The 16,720-nt window shown below is 43.8% G+C and carries 15 protein-coding genes; 2 read left to right on the top strand and 13 right to left on the bottom strand.

Features of this window, described 5'->3' with window-relative positions:
• Nucleotides 1-263: 263 nt before the first annotated feature.
• The 12 genes from recA to gpt all read right to left on the bottom strand — a co-directional run bounded on the left by recA (nucleotide 264) and on the right by gpt (nucleotide 12,253).
• Nucleotides 264-1,340 carry a recombinase RecA gene (gene recA, locus BDE27_RS04580; protein WP_099131059.1) on the bottom strand — a complete coding sequence of 359 codons (1,077 nt, stop codon included), beginning with the start codon at nucleotides 1,338-1,340 and terminating at the stop codon, nucleotides 264-266.
• Nucleotides 1,341-1,443: 103 nt separating this feature from the next.
• Nucleotides 1,444-1,947 carry a nicotinamide-nucleotide amidase gene (gene pncC, locus BDE27_RS04575; protein ID WP_099131058.1) on the bottom strand — a complete coding sequence of 168 codons (504 nt, stop codon included), beginning with the start codon at nucleotides 1,945-1,947 and terminating at the stop codon, nucleotides 1,444-1,446.
• Nucleotides 1,948-1,972: 25 nt separating this feature from the next.
• Nucleotides 1,973-3,157: a lysophospholipid transporter LplT gene (gene lplT, locus BDE27_RS04570; protein ID WP_099131057.1), complete on the bottom strand. Its 1,185-nt coding sequence runs from the start codon at nucleotides 3,155-3,157 to the stop codon at nucleotides 1,973-1,975.
• Between the two features lie 33 nt (nucleotides 3,158-3,190).
• The gene (locus tag BDE27_RS19370) at nucleotides 3,191-3,337 is read right to left on the bottom strand and encodes a hypothetical protein (RefSeq protein WP_167450507.1); all 147 of its coding nucleotides are present in this window, start codon (nucleotides 3,335-3,337) and stop codon (nucleotides 3,191-3,193) included.
• A gap of 4 nt (nucleotides 3,338-3,341) precedes the next feature.
• Nucleotides 3,342-4,511: an IS701 family transposase gene (locus BDE27_RS04565; protein WP_120211290.1), complete on the bottom strand. Its 1,170-nt coding sequence runs from the start codon at nucleotides 4,509-4,511 to the stop codon at nucleotides 3,342-3,344.
• Nucleotides 4,512-4,544: 33 nt separating this feature from the next.
• Nucleotides 4,545-6,713 carry a bifunctional acyl-ACP--phospholipid O-acyltransferase/long-chain-fatty-acid--ACP ligase gene (aas, locus tag BDE27_RS04560; RefSeq protein ID WP_099131056.1) on the bottom strand — a complete coding sequence of 723 codons (2,169 nt, stop codon included), beginning with the start codon at nucleotides 6,711-6,713 and terminating at the stop codon, nucleotides 4,545-4,547.
• A gap of 128 nt (nucleotides 6,714-6,841) precedes the next feature.
• Nucleotides 6,842-7,372: a shikimate kinase AroL gene (gene aroL / locus BDE27_RS04555; RefSeq protein ID WP_099131055.1), complete on the bottom strand. Its 531-nt coding sequence runs from the start codon at nucleotides 7,370-7,372 to the stop codon at nucleotides 6,842-6,844.
• Nucleotides 7,373-7,539: 167 nt separating this feature from the next.
• On the bottom strand, nucleotides 7,540-8,793 hold the full coding sequence (proA, locus tag BDE27_RS04550) for a glutamate-5-semialdehyde dehydrogenase (RefSeq protein WP_099131054.1): 1,254 nt from the start codon (nucleotides 8,791-8,793) through the stop codon (nucleotides 7,540-7,542).
• Between the two features lie 29 nt (nucleotides 8,794-8,822).
• Nucleotides 8,823-9,926, bottom strand: a complete 1,104-nt coding sequence (gene proB, locus BDE27_RS04545) for a glutamate 5-kinase (protein ID WP_099131210.1) — start codon at nucleotides 9,924-9,926, stop codon at nucleotides 8,823-8,825.
• A 129-nt stretch (nucleotides 9,927-10,055) separates the two neighbouring features.
• Nucleotides 10,056-10,457 carry a sigma factor-binding protein Crl gene (crl, locus tag BDE27_RS04540; RefSeq protein WP_099131053.1) on the bottom strand — a complete coding sequence of 134 codons (402 nt, stop codon included), beginning with the start codon at nucleotides 10,455-10,457 and terminating at the stop codon, nucleotides 10,056-10,058.
• Between the two features lie 71 nt (nucleotides 10,458-10,528).
• Nucleotides 10,529-11,776, bottom strand: a complete 1,248-nt coding sequence (gene frsA / locus BDE27_RS04535; protein WP_099131052.1) for an esterase FrsA — start codon at nucleotides 11,774-11,776, stop codon at nucleotides 10,529-10,531.
• A gap of 15 nt (nucleotides 11,777-11,791) precedes the next feature.
• The gene (gene gpt, locus BDE27_RS04530) at nucleotides 11,792-12,253 is read right to left on the bottom strand and encodes a xanthine phosphoribosyltransferase (protein WP_099131051.1); all 462 of its coding nucleotides are present in this window, start codon (nucleotides 12,251-12,253) and stop codon (nucleotides 11,792-11,794) included.
• Nucleotides 12,254-12,516: 263 nt separating this feature from the next.
• Between gpt and pepD the strand changes: the two genes are divergently transcribed.
• Nucleotides 12,517-13,977 carry a beta-Ala-His dipeptidase gene (pepD, locus tag BDE27_RS04525; protein WP_099131050.1) on the top strand — a complete coding sequence of 487 codons (1,461 nt, stop codon included), beginning with the start codon at nucleotides 12,517-12,519 and terminating at the stop codon, nucleotides 13,975-13,977.
• 62 nt (nucleotides 13,978-14,039) lie between these two features.
• Here pepD and dinB read toward each other — a convergent pair whose 3' ends face one another.
• Nucleotides 14,040-15,095, bottom strand: a complete 1,056-nt coding sequence (gene dinB / locus BDE27_RS04520; protein WP_099131049.1) for a DNA polymerase IV — start codon at nucleotides 15,093-15,095, stop codon at nucleotides 14,040-14,042.
• A 381-nt stretch (nucleotides 15,096-15,476) separates the two neighbouring features.
• Here dinB and BDE27_RS04515 point away from each other — a divergent pair, with 381 nt between their 5' ends.
• Entirely contained in the window at nucleotides 15,477-16,715 is a 1,239-nt protein-coding gene (locus tag BDE27_RS04515; RefSeq protein ID WP_099131048.1) for a multidrug effflux MFS transporter, read from the top strand.
• The last annotated feature ends 5 nt before the right edge of the window (nucleotides 16,716-16,720 follow it).

The raw sequence follows: 16,720 nt of genomic DNA, 5'->3' as shown, positions 1-16,720 counted from the left end.
ACGAATAAATTAAAGTAGGGTTAAGATAGAGTGTCTTCCATAAGAAGTAAAATCCCATATAAATCCATTCGCTTTCCAGCATTGTAATTCGTCTAAAGATTTTCTGAAAGTCTGTTCGTTACACCTGTTTCAATACGCCTATTTCAAGGATGTTTATTTCCTCCAGGAAAACAGGCATAAAAAAAACCACACCGGATATGGATGTGGTTTTTAAAAGCCAAATTAGTTCTGTATTATGACTGAATTGGAAGACAAATAAGTAATTAAAACTCTTCGTGATTTACTTCTTCGCCGTTGTCTTCATAATCTGTCACGTAATCCGTAGCTGCACTACTGAACTCACCTGTATTATTCAACAATAAATCGCGCAGTTTTTTATCCAACCCGGATGCAATTTCTGAGTGTTCTTTCAAATACATAGTGGCATTGGCTTTACCTTGTCCAATTTTTTCACCATTATAGCTATACCATGCACCTGCTTTTTCTACCATTTTGTGTTTAACACCCAGATCGACCAACTCACCAAAAGTGTTGATGCCTTCACCATAGAGAATTTGGAATTCGGCCTGTTTAAATGGTGCAGCAACCTTGTTCTTGACCACTTTCACACGCGTTTCGCTACCAACCACTTCGTCGCCATTTTTCACCGAACCAGTACGGCGAATATCCAAACGGACAGATGCGTAGAACTTCAGCGCATTACCACCTGTGGTCGTTTCGGGGTTACCAAACATTACACCAATTTTCATGCGGATCTGGTTGATAAAAATCAACAGAGTATTCGAGTTTTTCAAATTCCCCGCTAGCTTACGCATCGCTTGGCTCATCATACGTGCAGCCAGGCCCATATGAGAATCGCCGATTTCACCTTCAATTTCTGCTTTTGGTGTTAATGCGGCAACAGAGTCAACAATAATCACATCAACCGCACCAGAACGTGATAGGGCATCACAGATTTCCAATGCCTGTTCGCCAGTATCAGGCTGAGAACACAACAGATTATCAATATCTACACCCAGTTTTTTCGCATAAACCGGATCAAGAGCATGTTCGGCATCAATAAAAGCACAAGTTCTGCCTTCGCGCTGGGCAGCGGCAATGACTTGCAGTGTCAGCGTTGTTTTACCGGAAGATTCTGGTCCGTATATTTCAACAATACGGCCCATTGGCAAACCACCCGCACCCAATGCAATATCCAGTGACAGGGAACCGGTAGAGATGGTTTCAACATCCATTGAGCGGTTTTCACCCAAACGCATGATGGAACCTTTACCAAATTGTTTCTCAATTTGGCCCAGCGCTGCTGCTAGTGCTTTTTGTTTGTTTTCATCGTTAGCCATGTTTACTCCTTCGCAAGCAATGAAGGGGCTGCCTCACTGCTGATAAACTGTTTCTGATACCAAAGTGCCGTATGATTATACTGTATAATCATACAGCATCAAGCTAATTTTTTATGATTTCATCCAATAAGGTTTTCAAAGAAAAAAGGACGGCTTGCAGACGCACAGCATTGCGCCCCCCCGAAAAATGCTGGCGATATGTTACAGTCTGGATGTTTTCATTAACGTAAAAGGCAAACCCAAACCAAACTGTGCCAGTCGGTTTTTCCTCACTTCCTCCTTCTGGCCCAGCAATGCCGCTGACCGCAACAGAAACATCGGCCTTAGCGACAATTAATGCCCCTGTAGCCATCTCTTTTACGATCTGCTCACTTACCGCACCAAATTGCGCCAATGACTCTGGCAAGACGCCCAGCATTTCATGCTTAGCATCATTACTGTAAGTCACAAAACCACGATTAAAGTAGGCTGAACTTCCCGCAATATCTGTGATCACTTTAGCTATCCAACCCCCTGTGCAAGATTCTGCACAGGTCACGGATAATTTTTTCCGTTTTAATCTCTTTCCAAGTTCAATACTAAGCTGATTCAGGATTTTTTCATCCATAACAGGCCTTCAATTCTATAAGAAATTAATTTTTCCGAAGCAGATCCCAAATCCACAGCCCCCCAATTGCCAAAGAAAGCAAGATACCAAAACCAATGCCAACAGCAACGACCGAAGCTCCCGCCATAACGGAAACCGAATACAGCCCTAACATTACCAGCATAGCACTATTTTCGCCCAAATTTTGCACAGCAACGGCTTTGCCTGCCCCCATCGAATGCTTTCCATGTTCTTGCAATAGCGCATTTAATGGAACGACAAAAAGGCCACCAAATACGCCAAGGACGATCAAAATTAAGTAGGAAAATACGATTGATTGCTGAGTAGCAAAAAGAATGACCATGAACCCAATTAAGATCCCCGCAGGCATACAGCGACGCACGGTTTTCAATGTAATAAACCGCGCAGCTAAACCTGCTCCAACAATGATACCAATCGCAACTACTGCATTCATCAATGTAGGGGTCGTATTGCCATCAATCCCCAGCATAACAGGAACCCATGCTACTAACAGGAAGCGCAGCGTGATACCCGCTCCCCAAAATAGGCTAGTACCTACCAGTGAGAAGCGCGTTTCCTGATTACGCCAAAGTGAAGCACAAACCGTCATGAAATCCCCCAACATTTTTTTGGGATTCCAACCCTTTCCTTTACGAGCCGCCGCCAGGCGAGGTATAAAGAAATTGGATACGACTGCAGCACCATACGATAAGGCACAAAGCCCTAATGCCAGTACCAGGCTAACATCAGAGAGGAAACCGCCAGCAACTGAGCCAATCAAGATAGCTGCAATAGTAGAAGCCTCCATCATGCCATTGGCTTTTACCAAACGCCCACCATCTGTTAACTCCCCCAATATCCCATACTTAGCAGGAGAATAGGCCGCTGCCCCAATTCCCACTAAGGTATATCCCAGAAAAGGATTCATATCGATACAAATGCTGATGGCGCCAAGCAATTTGACGCCATTAGAAAAGAGCATGACACGCCCTTTTGCAAACCGATCAGCAATTTGCCCGACAAAAGGGGCAAATATGATATAAGCCAGAACAAAAACAATTTGCAGTGCTGGCCAACTCCATTCAGGGTAAGACTCTGCCTTTAATTGGGCTAACATGGCAAAGAACAGAGCATTATCAGCAAAAGCAGAAAGAAATTGTGACAGCAATACTGCTTTCATTCCGCGGGTTAGTAGAGGTTGTGTCTCCATTTCCTTACTCCTGTTCGGCCATTTCTCTTAGTACTACAGCCGTAATTGCTCTGTCACCATAGGGTTATTCCGACGACGGTAATGACATTGTTGTGCATAGTATTGGTGTCGCCGCCGCCAGTCTGACCAATGTAAAATCTGTTCGACTGCCTCTCCCGTTTTTTCCATCAATTTTGACAACAGCTTACGCAGTTCCGGGATACTCAGGGCTACCAATCCTGCCGGTGTTTTTTTTCTCCCGTATCCGCAAGACCGCCAGCACCGCATGAGCTAATAGCGATAAGGTAATGTGCCGATACCAACTGTGCCATTGCCGCACTTCATAATGATCCAGGCCACATTCCCCCTTCGTTTCCTCAAAACCACTTTCAATTTCCCAGCGATGCCCTGCCACCTGAATCAGGGTTTTCAGGTCAGCCTGTTCTCTGCGGGCATAGACGATATAATAAGCCCGCTCTTGTTTCTCATCCCGGCTGCGCCGAACCAGCAGATAATGACCATAATCCCGCTCTTCCTCACTGAGTTGTAAACGCCAAAGCGGCACCCGGACCCAGTCGTACCAACGTTCTCCCTTTGTCCCCAATCCCGCGGAATGTTTTTCCCAAAACGAAGATGGCAGACTGTCCACAACCTTGTCGGCGCTGGTATATCTGGGCCCTTGCCTCCACACACGTTCATTTTTGGGGATCGCCAGTACAAACGGTTGATATCGGGATTCTAACCAGCACCGCAGACGACGATCTTGACCATACACCGTATCGGCGGTCACCCAACGACAAGAGACGCCGGCATCTAATGCGCGTTCCAACATCTGTTGGGCAAGTTGGGGTTTGGTGGCAAAGGTGACCGAGTCAGGAATGCCAGCGGCTTTACAGCGGGGCCGGTTATCTGTCCATTGTTCAGGCAGATATAAGGCCCGGTCAATAAAGGCATGGCCGCCCTGACCGGCATAACAGAGAAAGACGCCTATCTGACTGTTTTCTATCCGTCCGGCAGTACCGCTATATTGGCGTTGGACGCCAGCAGAATGGGTCCCTTTTTTGATAAAACCGGTTTCATCGATGATGAGGATGCCTTGCTCATCACCGAGATGGTCAGTCACATAGTCGCGTAAAATATCGCGAGCCGCTTCGGCATCCCAACGGGCGCGTTCCAGAAAATATTGAATGCCATCAGGCGAGTGTTCACCCAACCATTCCGCCAGTTGCCAGCTATTTTTACGCTCAACATCACTGAGTAATCCCCTGAGATAGGCGAGGCTGCGTTGCTGTGGACTGGCATGGTGAAATAACGGTGTCAGACGCGTGTGTAATGAGAGCAGTTCTTGTTCCCAAAGGTTGACAGGTGAGTGCATTGAACACCTCCCCCTATTTTCAGGAAGAATATATCATGAGCTATCATGCCACAATGGAGCGTACGACTGTAGTATTAGGGTGACAAAATCCGGTTTGCCACTGCCAAGCAAAGGAAGTTGCTTCACATAACGAATATCACGTGGAACCGACAACTCAGGCATCCCTATTTCACGCGCCACTCCCAGCATTCTGTTTCTATTTAGATTCGCATCTGTAGTGAACAATACCAGTGCTTCGCCTTTGCTTCGATCACTCCTGGTTGTAGCCGCATGTAGCGCATCAGTAGAAACGTGAGAAGCTATTTGTTCTACCGCTTCAAGAGAAACCATTTCCCCTGCAAGCTTGGCAAATCGTTTCACCCGTCCTTTGATCGTACAGAAACCCTCTTCATCAATAGAAACGATATCTCCGGTATCATACCAGCCGATTTGATTATTCCCTTCGGCGTCTTCGGCAGATGGTGGTTCCAAACGATCAGGTGCTTCAACTCGCAGATATCCTTTCATAACATTTAGCCCACGTAGCTGTAAGCGGCCTCCTCCTTCAATACCCTGTATAGGCAACAAACGGGCTTCCATACCAGGTAAGATCCGCCCGACTGTTCCCGTTTTTGCCGCCATCGGTACATTGATTGCCACTACCGGCGCACACTCCGTCACCCCATAACCTTCCAGAATACGGATACCAAATTTATCTTGCCAAACTCGCTTGGTGTTTTCGGACAGTTTTTCTGCTCCAGCCACCACATAACGCAGACGGGCAAAATCATAAGGATGGGCAAAACGAGCATAATTGCCTAAGAAAGTCGAAGTTCCGAATAACACGGTACAATTTTGGTCATAGACCAGTTCAGGCACGACACGATAATGTAAGGGGCTTGGATAAAGGAATACACGACTGCCTGTCATTAATGGAGTAAATAGACCAACTGTTAGGCCAAAAGCATGAAACAGTGGTAATGAAGACATAAAGCGATCCAGCGGAGTAAAATCAGCAACAGTTTTTATCTGCTCCACGTTCGCCAATAAGCTGGTATGGCTGTGAACAACACCTTTTGGTGCACCTTCTGAGCCTGACGTAAACAGGATCAATGCATCATCATCCGGCTTTTGCGAAGTCAAAATGGCTTTGGAAGGGAAAATCAAATGCCACAATATCCAAAGCTTATCTTCCCGCGTGATCGTGTCCTTTAAATCTTCGAGATATACCCAATTAGCTTCAGTCACCTGTTCTGGCAGATGAGACAATTGTCCTTTTTCCAGAAATTGGCGGGATGTTACGATGGTTTTAATGGTTGCCGCCTGCATGGCATTCTTAATGCCGCGGCTTCCTGCCGTATAGTTCAAAAGAGCCGGTACTCGCCCTTTTAACGAAGCACCATATATGGTAGCCGCCATCACAGTCGCATTTGGCAACAGCAGGCCGATGTGTTCACCTTCTTGTGTAAAGCGTTCTAAGATCCGGCTAATTCCCAATATTTTTTTCAGTAATGAATGATAGCTATCTTCTTTAAAATTCACATCTTCAATACAGAACTTAAAACGGCCAAAGCGTTTTTGTGCAGTTAGGTAAGCGCTGAATAACGTCTCCTTTGGGCGCGTCTGCATTCTCACATCCATCATAATAGCGTGGAGATGTTCTCCTGCTAAACGACGACGTGTTGTTGAATCAGGTGCATCCGGCATTGGCAGATCAACGGCAGGTAAAATTTTGAGGGTGATTTTCGGGAACCAATGCAGCTTCACAATGCCTTTTAACCGACCAAAAACCGTTTGTTCTGCCCCCTCAATTCGGATTGGTACCACTTTTGCGCCTGATTTCGCGGCAATAAAAGCGGCACCATCATAAATTTTCATAAGGGAGCCAGTTACGGTGATCCTCCCTTCAGGGAAAATCACAATCGGACGCCCTTTCTCCACTTCTTTAACCAATGTCCTGACTGCCATTGGGTTATTAGGATCCAAAGGTACAACATCCGCATAAGATTTGATAAATTTGAGAAAGCCGCGAGTTGCAATATTAGAATAAATAGCAAATACAGGCTTTATCGGCAGGAATAGCCCAATTAACAGGCCATCCAGAAATGAAACATGATTGGGAGTAATAATGCATTTGGTGTGTTGTTGTAACTGTTTGGTATCACCTTCAATGGTAACCCTGAAGAGTACACGAATAAGTAATCGAATAAAATTTAAGAGCATATCCATATCTCAAATATAATTAATAAAATTAAAGTGAGTAAATAGAACGATACTATAAGTTGTATGGGCGATTTGTTATATCAGATTTCCCTGTCAGTTAGAAAATAAACTTAAACGCCGTTGATATATCAAATTCGTTTGTTTTTCTGGTTTAAAATATAAGATTTAACGTGAGATACGATATCTTCTGTTGCGAGATTGGCATCAACGATGAAATTGGCACACTCTTGGTATAGCGGCTCTCTTTCAACCAATATTCCCTCCATTTCTTCTATAATGGACTTCCCTGTCAGACTGGGACGCTGTGAATTTTCTGGGTTAAGAGATAATCGCTGACTCAAAACTTCTGCGGATGCCTGTAAATAAATCACAATACCATTTTGTTGCATATACTGGCGATTCTCAAGCGACAGCACCATTCCTCCACCTGTTGAAATGATACGTTCACTTTGGCTAACTGCTTTCAACGTTTGGCTTTCTAATTTTCTGAAATGTTCCCAGCCATATTGTTCAACAAGATCAGCTATCGTCATTTTACTCATGGTCTGGATACTTTCATCGGTGTCAATAAATTTATACGACAGCGCTTCAGACAACAACTTACCTATTGTCGTCTTCCCTGCACCTCGTGCACCTACGATGAATAGAGTTTGTTTCATTTCGTTGTTTTCCCGAAGAGTCTATAAAATTAAGCCTAAACACAGAGTGTAGTCACTAAATATTTACACTAGTGTAAAAAGGTATTTTTGATGGATTAAAAAGTCACACTGAAAATTTAAGTGTGACCCAACATAGTTCAATAAAATCTAATTAAAGTAGGATATGGTCAACTACGAGGCAAATAATCACCATAACCAATCCACTTATACGTTGTCAGTGCATCAAGTCCCATTGGGCCTCGGGAGTGTAATTTCTGAGTACTGACAGCCACTTCAGCCCCCAAACCAAATTGTCCGCCATCAGTAAAGCGCGTGCTGGCATTTACATATACTGCGGCTGAATCCACATGGCGTACAAAGTAATCAGCTTGCTGCAAAGATTCCGTCAGTATCGCATCGGAATGGGCTGTGCCATAAGTACGAATGTGCTCAATAGCTCGATCGATATCGCTAACAATTTCCACATTCATATCTAAAGATAACCATTCATCACAGTAATCTTCCTCTGCCACTTCAACGACAGTTGCAGGGCCATCTTTCAGCAATGTCATTGCTGATTTGCTTGCGTGTAATATCACGCTCTGCTCTTTCATTTTGGTACTCAAGACTGGCAGAAAATCGGCTGCTATTTTTTCATGCACCAATAATGTTTCCAGTGAATTACAGGCACTTGGACGCTGGACTTTCGCATTAGTAATGATTTCCAGTGCTTTTTCAATATTGATGGTTTCATCCACAAATGTATGACAAACGCCAATACCGCCAGTAATCACGGGAATAGTCGATTGTTCCCGGCACAATTTATGTAACCCAGCCCCGCCTCGAGGGATCAACATATCGACATAACGATCCATTTTCAGCAATGCAGCCACCAATTCACGATCAGGTTTATTGATAGCCTGAACCGCAGCTGCCGGCAATCCACTTTGTTCCAATGCCTGCTGGATGACTTTAACCATCGCTTGATTTGTATGGTGAGTTTCTTTGCCACCACGCAATATCACTGCATTACCCGTTTTCAGACATAACGACGCCACATCAATGGTAACATTGGGGCGGGCTTCATATATCACGCCAATCACGCCCAATGGAACTCGGCGACGGCTCAATTGCAATCCATTATCCAATAATTGCCCATCAATAACTTGCCCTACAGGATCAGCCAAACGGCAGACTTGGCGCACGTCATTGGCAATGGTATTCAGCCGTTCCGGTGTCAGTAATAACCGATCGAGTAGTGCTGCACTCATTCCCTGTTCGCGGGCTTGCTTCATATCTTGCTGGTTGGCAGCAAGAATCACTTCAATCTCCGTCTCCAACAAATCAGCAATGTGATTCAACGCTTGGTTTTTCTGGCTGGTACTCAATTGCGCCAACTGCCACGATGCTGCTTTGGCTGCTTTTCCCATCTGCTCTAGCATGGTGAAATCCTTAACTCACGATCAATGCATTAAATTACGATCAAATCATCACGGTGAACCGCAACAGCGCCATATTCATAACCTAATATCTGGCTAATTTGCTGTGAATGATGGCCTGCAATCAGGCGTAATGCATCACTGTTGTAACGGCACACGCCATGAGCCAAATCTTTGCCCGATAAGCTACGGATACAAATAACTTCACCGCGGGAAAAATCACCTTTAACGTTTTTGATCCCTTTTGGCAGCAACGAACTGCCTTTCCCAATAATCGCCGCTTCTGCACCATGATCGACAATAATTTCCCCTGCCGGAGGTGCCCCAAAAATCCAACGCTTACGGTTTTCCATTGGGCTAGCCAGGCCATGAAAGCGTGTTCCAACCGACTTTCCTGTAATAACATCAGCAATAACATCCGGCCTATTACCCGCAGCAATAATGACATCAATTCCAGCACGCCCTGCCACACCTGCCGCCTGAAGTTTTGTTGCCATTCCTCCCGTCCCTAATCCCGAAACACTGTCCCCGGCCATCATTTTCAGCTCATCACTGATGTCATGCACCTCAGAGATCAATTTTGCATCAGGGTTACTACGAGGATCTGCGGTATAAAGCCCTGCTATATCTGTCAGAAGCAATAGCTTATCTGCACTACCCAAAATAGCAGCCAGTGCAGAAAGATTGTCATTGTCACCCACTTTAATCTCTGCTGTCGCAACGGCATCATTTTCATTAATAATGGGAACGATGTGATTATCAAGCAAAGCCTGAAGGGTATCTCTTGCATTCAGAAAGCGTTCACGATCTTCTAAATCTGCGCGGGTCAGGAGCATTTGCCCAACATGAATACCATAAATAGAGAAAAGCTGCTCCCACAATTGGATCAGGCGACTTTGCCCAACGGCTGCCAGCAATTGTTTTGAAGCAATAGTTGCCGGAAGATCAGGGTATCCTAAGTGCTCACGCCCAGCGGCAATCGCACCAGAAGTCACAATAATAATACGGTGACCTTTTTCATGCTGTTGAGCACATTGACGAACCAGTTCCACAATATGGGCACGATTCAAACGACAAGAGCCACCGGTCAAAACACTCGTTCCCAGTTTTACAACCAATGTTTGGCTGCCATTCATCATATTTCTGCCATTACAGTTAATTTGAAAAAACAATTTTTAAAAAAACAACGTTCAGTTTTAACAGGAGAGAAGCGTTATGCCAACTGACATAACGCAAAATTTAGCAAAAGCAGGTTAAAAACAAAATCACGCTATCACTTGCGTTTGCAGGGTGACGGTATTCTCAGATGGGATCAATGTCAGTTTGAGAGTTGCAAAAGAATCAACCAGACGTTTGTGGAATGCCTGTAGTGTTGATTCAAGATGCTCAAGATCGGCCTTTTTTTTGATATTCATGATATTCCATTCACCCTGCTTATCAAACAAGCCTATCTGATAGTGATAAACAAAACCTTGATCCTGCTCTTCCAGCTCTAACCACCATCCCCAAAATTCACGTTTTTCCGGGGCCGCTTTGGCACTGACACAAACGGCCAAACAGTCGAAGAAAAAATAACCGTTTTGGCACTTTAATTCACGTACATACGGCCCTAATGCAGAAAAACGCTTTAACAACCTATTTTTAGAATAACTTACAGGTAAAGTCATACCAAGGTCTCCTTATATACAGAACACCTTTGTATCAAACGATTAAAAAATATCAAGTTATAAATTTTGTTTTATAAAACTTTATCTTTCAACCATACACGCATTTCGTGTAATGCCTTATTAAAACCACTATAAACTGATGTTGCAGGAATAGCTCGTACTGAACCCTCCATTGATGACATAGCAATCAACTTCGAGTCTTTCCTTGGGCTGAAAATATCATCTTCCCAATACACCGAAAACATGGGTACAGTACAACGACGGCCCAATAACCCTTGATTCTTCAACGAATAACACGCTAATTCTGAACGCAATCTCTTTTCATCAACGTGATAAATCCCTAAGCGACTGGCCAAGACATCGATATACATTGACGGAATTTTCTGCTGTAATTTTTCATCATGCAGTAATTCATGCACAATCGGGCCTACCACCGATACTCCTTTAATAAGTTTCGGCTCCAGATAAGCAAGCCGAACCGCGATATTTGCCCCAAAACGAAAACCAAATACACCTACACGGGTATGATCAATCCACGGCACGCTATTTAGTTGTTGTAAAACTTGTTGATGAAGTACACATGTATCCTGCGTCAAGGTAAATTTAGCGGAATAACCAACAGAAGGCATATCCAGCGTTAACATGGCAAAACCAAGAGGCGAGAAATGTTCACGAAACAACCGCCAGCAATCACTCTGGACATTATCAAGGCTGGCACAAACTAATATCGTTGGACAAGGCCCCTGTATATGGGAAGGCAAGTGCAATAACCCAGTAACACTTTTACCCCCTTCCAGCTGGAATTCCAGTTTTTTTAATTCATAGTCAGAAAAACGTGCCGCGTTTTCATAGGCTTTATTAGCCAGCACAATGGCCTGATCTGCCAGTTCATCACCGCGTAAATGAGGATAAGCTGCAATACTATATAGCGTTGCAGCCTTTAACCAACATGCTCCGGCTTTTTCCGTCTCTTCAGTATGCAACGCTTCCTGTTGCCAGTACATTGCCTGCTGAGACCACTCAAATGCCCAGTTTCCTTTCCGATAGCCGACCACAGTATCCAACAAATGTTCAGTGGTGCGTTCGGCATCTGTCACAGCAATCCGACTGAGGACATCTTGAATTTCTAGCGGATTGACTCCCCTCCAGATCCAAGCGAGCCAATTAATCATACGATACCAACGCTCGCGGCGCTCCCCACCAAGCATACTATCACTGGTAGTTACAGATTGTGGGCGAGTATATTTCACCAGTGTAGAAGTTTCCCGATGTTTAAACCGAGGCTTAAACAGCGATTCTGAAAGGTTTTGTTTCGTCATGACAAAAGAAAAATCTTACTGCTTTTCACAAACTGGTGGAACAAACACGACTCCCATATCCCATGGCTGCTCAATCCATGTGTTTTGGGGAATGTCAATAACATAATCATCCACGAGAGGGCGACCGGCGGGTTTAGCAAAAATTGTTACAAAGTGAGCTTTCGGATACATTTCACGGATTGCCTGGGCAGTGCCTCCGGTATCAACCAGATCATCAACGATAATAAACCCTTCGCCGTCACCTTCTGCTTTTTTCAACACTTTCAACTCGCGCTGATTATCGTGATCATAGCTGGAAATGCAGACAGTATCGACATGGCGAATGCCCAATTCACGAGCCAGTAACGCTCCCGGAACAAGGCCACCACGGCTAACGGCAATAATGCCTTTCCACTGTTCTACGGGAAGTAAACGTTGCGCCAATTGACGGGCATGTATTTGCAACATATCCCACGTTACAACATATTTTTCACTCATAAAATTAGATCCTGGAAACTAAATAAAGAATATTTCAGAAAAGTGTTTTTGCGGAAAAAAGGTTGCGCGAGATTATAGTGATTTGAACCAACAAAAACCAGTAAAAACAAGGTAAGCCCTCATTCTTACTGCCCATTGCTGGTAATAAAATGATATTCTCAAGCATAGCATGGATATTAGGTCAATGCAGATGACAAAAATTCCCTGATATGTCAAACATTACCACTTTCTTCTCACTAAGATCCAGTTACAGGAGATTCGCCGTGTCCGAATTATCAACGCTATCCCCACAACCCTTATGGGATATTTTTGCCCAAATTTGTTCCATTCCTCATCCTTCTTATCATGAAGAAGCGCTCGCATCCCATATTATTGAGTGGGCAAAAAATAAAGGATTCCATGTAGAGCGGGATGAAGTGGGTAATATTTTGATCAGAAAACCAGCTTCAAAAGGTATGGAAAATCGCAAGGCTGTTGTACTGCAAGCGCACCTTGATATGGTTCCACAGAAAAATAACGATACCCAACACGATTTCACAAAAGATCCTATTCGCCCTTATATCGATGGTGATTGGATTACAGCTGATGGTACAACTTTAGGCGCGGATAACGGTATTGGTATGGCTTCCGCTCTGGCGGTCTTGGCGGACGAATCCGTTAAACACGGCCCATTGGAAGTTTTACTGACCATGACTGAAGAAACAGGTATGGATGGCGCATTCGGCTTGAAATCCGGCTGGCTACAAGCTGATATTCTGATCAATACCGATTCGGAAGAAGAAGGCGAAATCTACATGGGTTGTGCGGGTGGCATTGATTTTTTCACCACCTTACGCCTGTCCCGCGAAGCGCTGCCGGCTAACTATAAAACGCTGCAATTAACTATTAAGGGATTAAAAGGTGGTCACTCTGGTGGCGATATTCATCTTGGATTGGGTAATGCCAACAAATTACTGGCTCGTTTCCTAGCTGCGTATTCCGATGAGTTGGGTCTGAAATTAATTCATCTGCAAGGTGGAACCCTGCGCAATGCCATTCCTCGTGAAGGTTCTACCGTGATTGCTGTTCCTGCTGATAAAGTTGAAAAACTCTGTCAAATAAAAGACAGCTATCTGGAGACATTGAAAAACGAATGCTCCGTGGTTGAACATAATCTCACTCTCTTGTTAGATGAAACCGAAGCACCATCACAAGCGCTAACAACGGATTGCCAGGTTCGCTTTATATCCATGCTCAATAGCATGCCGAATGGTGTTATTCGTATGAGTGATGTTGCCAAAGGTGTTGTAGAAACTTCACTGAACGTAGGCGTTGTCACCATGGACGAAGAGAAAGTCGAAATTATCTGCCTGATCCGTTCACTTATTGAAAGTGGCAAGGTGTACGTTGCTGAAATGTTGCATTCTCTGGCAAAACTGTCTGGAGCAGAAACCGTGGCAAGTGGCAGCTATCCAGGCTGGCAGCCTGACGCCAATTCTCCAATCATGCATTTAGTACGCGAAACTTATCACCAACTCTTCGATAAAACGCCGAATATTATGGTGATCCACGCTGGTTTAGAGTGTGGCCTATTCAAAAAACCGTATCCTGCTATGGACATGGTTTCTATCGGCCCAACCATTCGGGGTGCCCATTCCCCTGATGAGAAAGTACATATTAAGAGTGTCGGTCAATATTGGCAGCTACTCACTGCAATTCTAAAAGCTATTCCAGCTAACGAGTAATAGAAAGTTATATTGCCTCTCCCCTGCCATCTGATTGTGGGGGAGACTTCGTTCTTTACATCTTACCATTCCAATAAAAGCTGACGCTCCAGTTGTGGGTTTTGTAATGTCACATGCAGCCCAACCAACCTGACTCCTCGCCCTTCCCTGCGTGTTTCCCAGGCCCGTTTTGCTATTTGAATCAGATCGAGTTTATCCAACATAGGATGGACATGTTCCTGTGTCGTCAATTGAAAATTATCAAACTTTAATTTGATACCTTGACGGGCAATGCGGAGATCGGGTTTTACCTTTTCTAGCCGTTTTTTCAGTTCAGGATAAAGTTTTTCAATCAGCTCCACACATTCATGCCATTGATGGATATCCTGCGCCAAAGTTCTTTCTACCCCAACCGATTTACGCAAGCGTTCCTGTGTAATTGGTCTTTCATCAATACCGTGACAGCGTTCCCAAAGTGACAATCCAAACTTACCCAAACTTTTTATTAGTGTCAGCTTGTCATAACGTTGCACATCAGAACAGGTTTCCAATCCCATGTCTGATAAACGCTTGGCTGTGACTTTTCCGACACCAGGAATTTTGCGTAATGGCAATGAGTTAACAAAAGCCTCTACTTGTTCAGGAGAAATAACATATTGCCCATTGGGTTTATTGATATCAGAAGCAATTTTGGCTAAAAACCTGACGGGTGCAACGCCTGCGGAAGCGGTTAACTGCAATTCATCAAAAATTACCTGACGAATTTCTTGAGCAATCAACGTGGCAGAACCGTGACAATAATGGCAATTCGTCACATCCAAATAGGCTTCATCTAAAGAAAGAGGTTCAATCAATTCAGTGTAACGGGAAAAAATTTGGCGGATATGTTGAGATATTTCTTTATAATGCGCCATTCTGCCAGGAATAACTTTCAATTGGGGGCAAAGCTTTAATGCCATGGCGGTGGACATCGCACTATGCACCCCAAAACGACGGGCAGGGTAATTTGCCGTGCTAATTATCCCCCTTCGATCAGCGCTCCCGCCAACTGCAACCGGAATATCGCGAAGGGAAGGATTATCCCGCATTTCGATGGCAGCAAAAAAGCAATCCATATCAATATGAATAATTTTTCGCATCTGCTCTCCCCATGCCAAACAACTGTATAAATATACAGAAAGAGATCATGAAACTCTAGCTAATTTTTCAGCAAAAATTCAACAAATTGATTTCTTGGATATCCTTATAGGATAAAAATAATTTCCATTTTGAAATCGAATTTCTCCTGAGTCATAGGTTTTATGCTATCTTATATTACGATGAAAATGACAACAAAAAACAATAAATATAATAAATAACAGATTATTACAATAACAACCTTATCTAATCAAAAAGGTTAAATAGGATTCAATATCGCATGGATTTCGTCAGCAATATGAAGAATATGATTTCTATTTTGAAATCATTTTTCTACAATGTTATAGTCTTCATAATATTTTTATTATCCGAGATGAATGACAGTGAAAAAATCAGAAAACACACTAACTAATAATTACTTAGAACAAACTGCTTCATCTAATAAAAAAGGTGAACTGGCATTCAGACTGGTTCTGATTCTGGGAATGTTGAGTGCCATTGGTGCACTTTCAACTGACATGTACCTTCCCTTATTCCCCGCCATGTCACACGCACTAAACACGACTCAGGCAGGTGTTCAATTAAGTCTAACCTCATTTATGGCGGGTCTCGCGATTGGACAATTAATCATTGGCCCCTGGTCGGATCTCATTGGCAGGAGAAAACTTTTGTTAGGTGGCATGGTCTTGCTGACTGTAGCCTCAATAGCTTGTTCATTCTCTTCAAGTATTGAAATGTTAATCATTAGCCGCTTTTTCCAAGGTGCTGGTGGCGCATCAGGTATTGTCCTGACACGAGCCATTGTTTCCGACCTCAGTTTTGGTAACAAAGCTGCCTACTATTTCAATCTGATACTGGCAATACAAGGTGCAGCACCGATAGTTGCTCCATTAATGGGAGGGGTTGCTGCATATTTCCCGTGGCAGGTTGTATTTATCTTTATGGCGGTTATTTCACTGATAATTACTACCTTAACGTTCGTTTATGTGCCGGAAAGTTTGCCGAGTAAATCAGCATCTGGTGGGAGTAAAGGCAGTTTGGTTAGACCGTTCTTAAAACTGTTCAAAAGCAGAACCTATATGGGATATACATTAGTATTTTCCGCCACTTTTGGGGCACTGTTTGCCTATATTTCAGCCTCACCTTTTATATACCAGTCTATGTTCAAATTCACCCCCGGATTTTTTTCCATTGTGTTTGCGATTAATGCCGGAATTATGATGTTCAGCAGCATACTGAGTGCGCGGTGGGTTGAGCGGATAGGTGCCAAATCGCTTGTCATCATTGGTGTTATAACCACCTTCGTCTTAGCGTGTCTGCTATTGGTTGTAAATTATCTCGGCATCTATCAGTTTGCGTTGACAACAGTAATTTTCATGATGCTTATGTTTACGATGGCGTTAATTTTTGGCAATGCAGCAAGTTTGGCATTAACAGCCGTTCCTGATGTAAGAGGGGCTGGTTCTGCTGTCCTCGGTGCTCTTCAGTTTGGGACGGCTTCTTTGACGGCATTTTTAACCGGTCTTGGTAAATCTGTGTCTCTGTTTCCTATGTCTATTGTATTAATCGGATGTGGGATTATCACTCTCTTTTCCCTGATGTTAGTGCGTGTAAGGAGATAAATGAA

Origin of the sequence: Xenorhabdus ehlersii, from assembly GCF_003610465.1 — a bacterium.
GTDB classification, from domain to species: domain Bacteria; phylum Pseudomonadota; class Gammaproteobacteria; order Enterobacterales; family Enterobacteriaceae; genus Xenorhabdus; species Xenorhabdus ehlersii.
This window is presented reverse-complemented; position numbering and strand designations above follow the sequence as displayed.

Excerpts from the sequence above, each read along its gene's own strand:
- proA (WP_099131054.1), bottom strand. The coding sequence starts at position 8,793 with ATGCTAGAGCAGATGGGAAAAGCAGCCAAAGCAGCATCGTGGCAGTTG.
- recA (WP_099131059.1), bottom strand. The coding sequence starts at position 1,340 with ATGGCTAACGATGAAAACAAACAAAAAGCACTAGCAGCAGCGCTGGGC.
- aas (WP_099131056.1), bottom strand. The coding sequence starts at position 6,713 with ATGCTCTTAAATTTTATTCGATTACTTATTCGTGTACTCTTCAGGGTT.
- dinB (WP_099131049.1), bottom strand. The coding sequence starts at position 15,095 with ATGCGAAAAATTATTCATATTGATATGGATTGCTTTTTTGCTGCCATC.
- BDE27_RS04565 (WP_120211290.1), bottom strand. The coding sequence starts at position 4,511 with ATGCACTCACCTGTCAACCTTTGGGAACAAGAACTGCTCTCATTACAC.
- frsA (WP_099131052.1), bottom strand. The coding sequence starts at position 11,776 with ATGACGAAACAAAACCTTTCAGAATCGCTGTTTAAGCCTCGGTTTAAA.
- aroL (WP_099131055.1), bottom strand. The coding sequence starts at position 7,372 with ATGAAACAAACTCTATTCATCGTAGGTGCACGAGGTGCAGGGAAGACG.
- gpt (WP_099131051.1), bottom strand. The coding sequence starts at position 12,253 with ATGAGTGAAAAATATGTTGTAACGTGGGATATGTTGCAAATACATGCC.
- pncC (WP_099131058.1), bottom strand. The coding sequence starts at position 1,947 with ATGGATGAAAAAATCCTGAATCAGCTTAGTATTGAACTTGGAAAGAGA.
- crl (WP_099131053.1), bottom strand. The coding sequence starts at position 10,457 with ATGACTTTACCTGTAAGTTATTCTAAAAATAGGTTGTTAAAGCGTTTT.
- lplT (WP_099131057.1), bottom strand. The coding sequence starts at position 3,157 with ATGGAGACACAACCTCTACTAACCCGCGGAATGAAAGCAGTATTGCTG.
- proB (WP_099131210.1), bottom strand. The coding sequence starts at position 9,926 with ATGAATGGCAGCCAAACATTGGTTGTAAAACTGGGAACGAGTGTTTTG.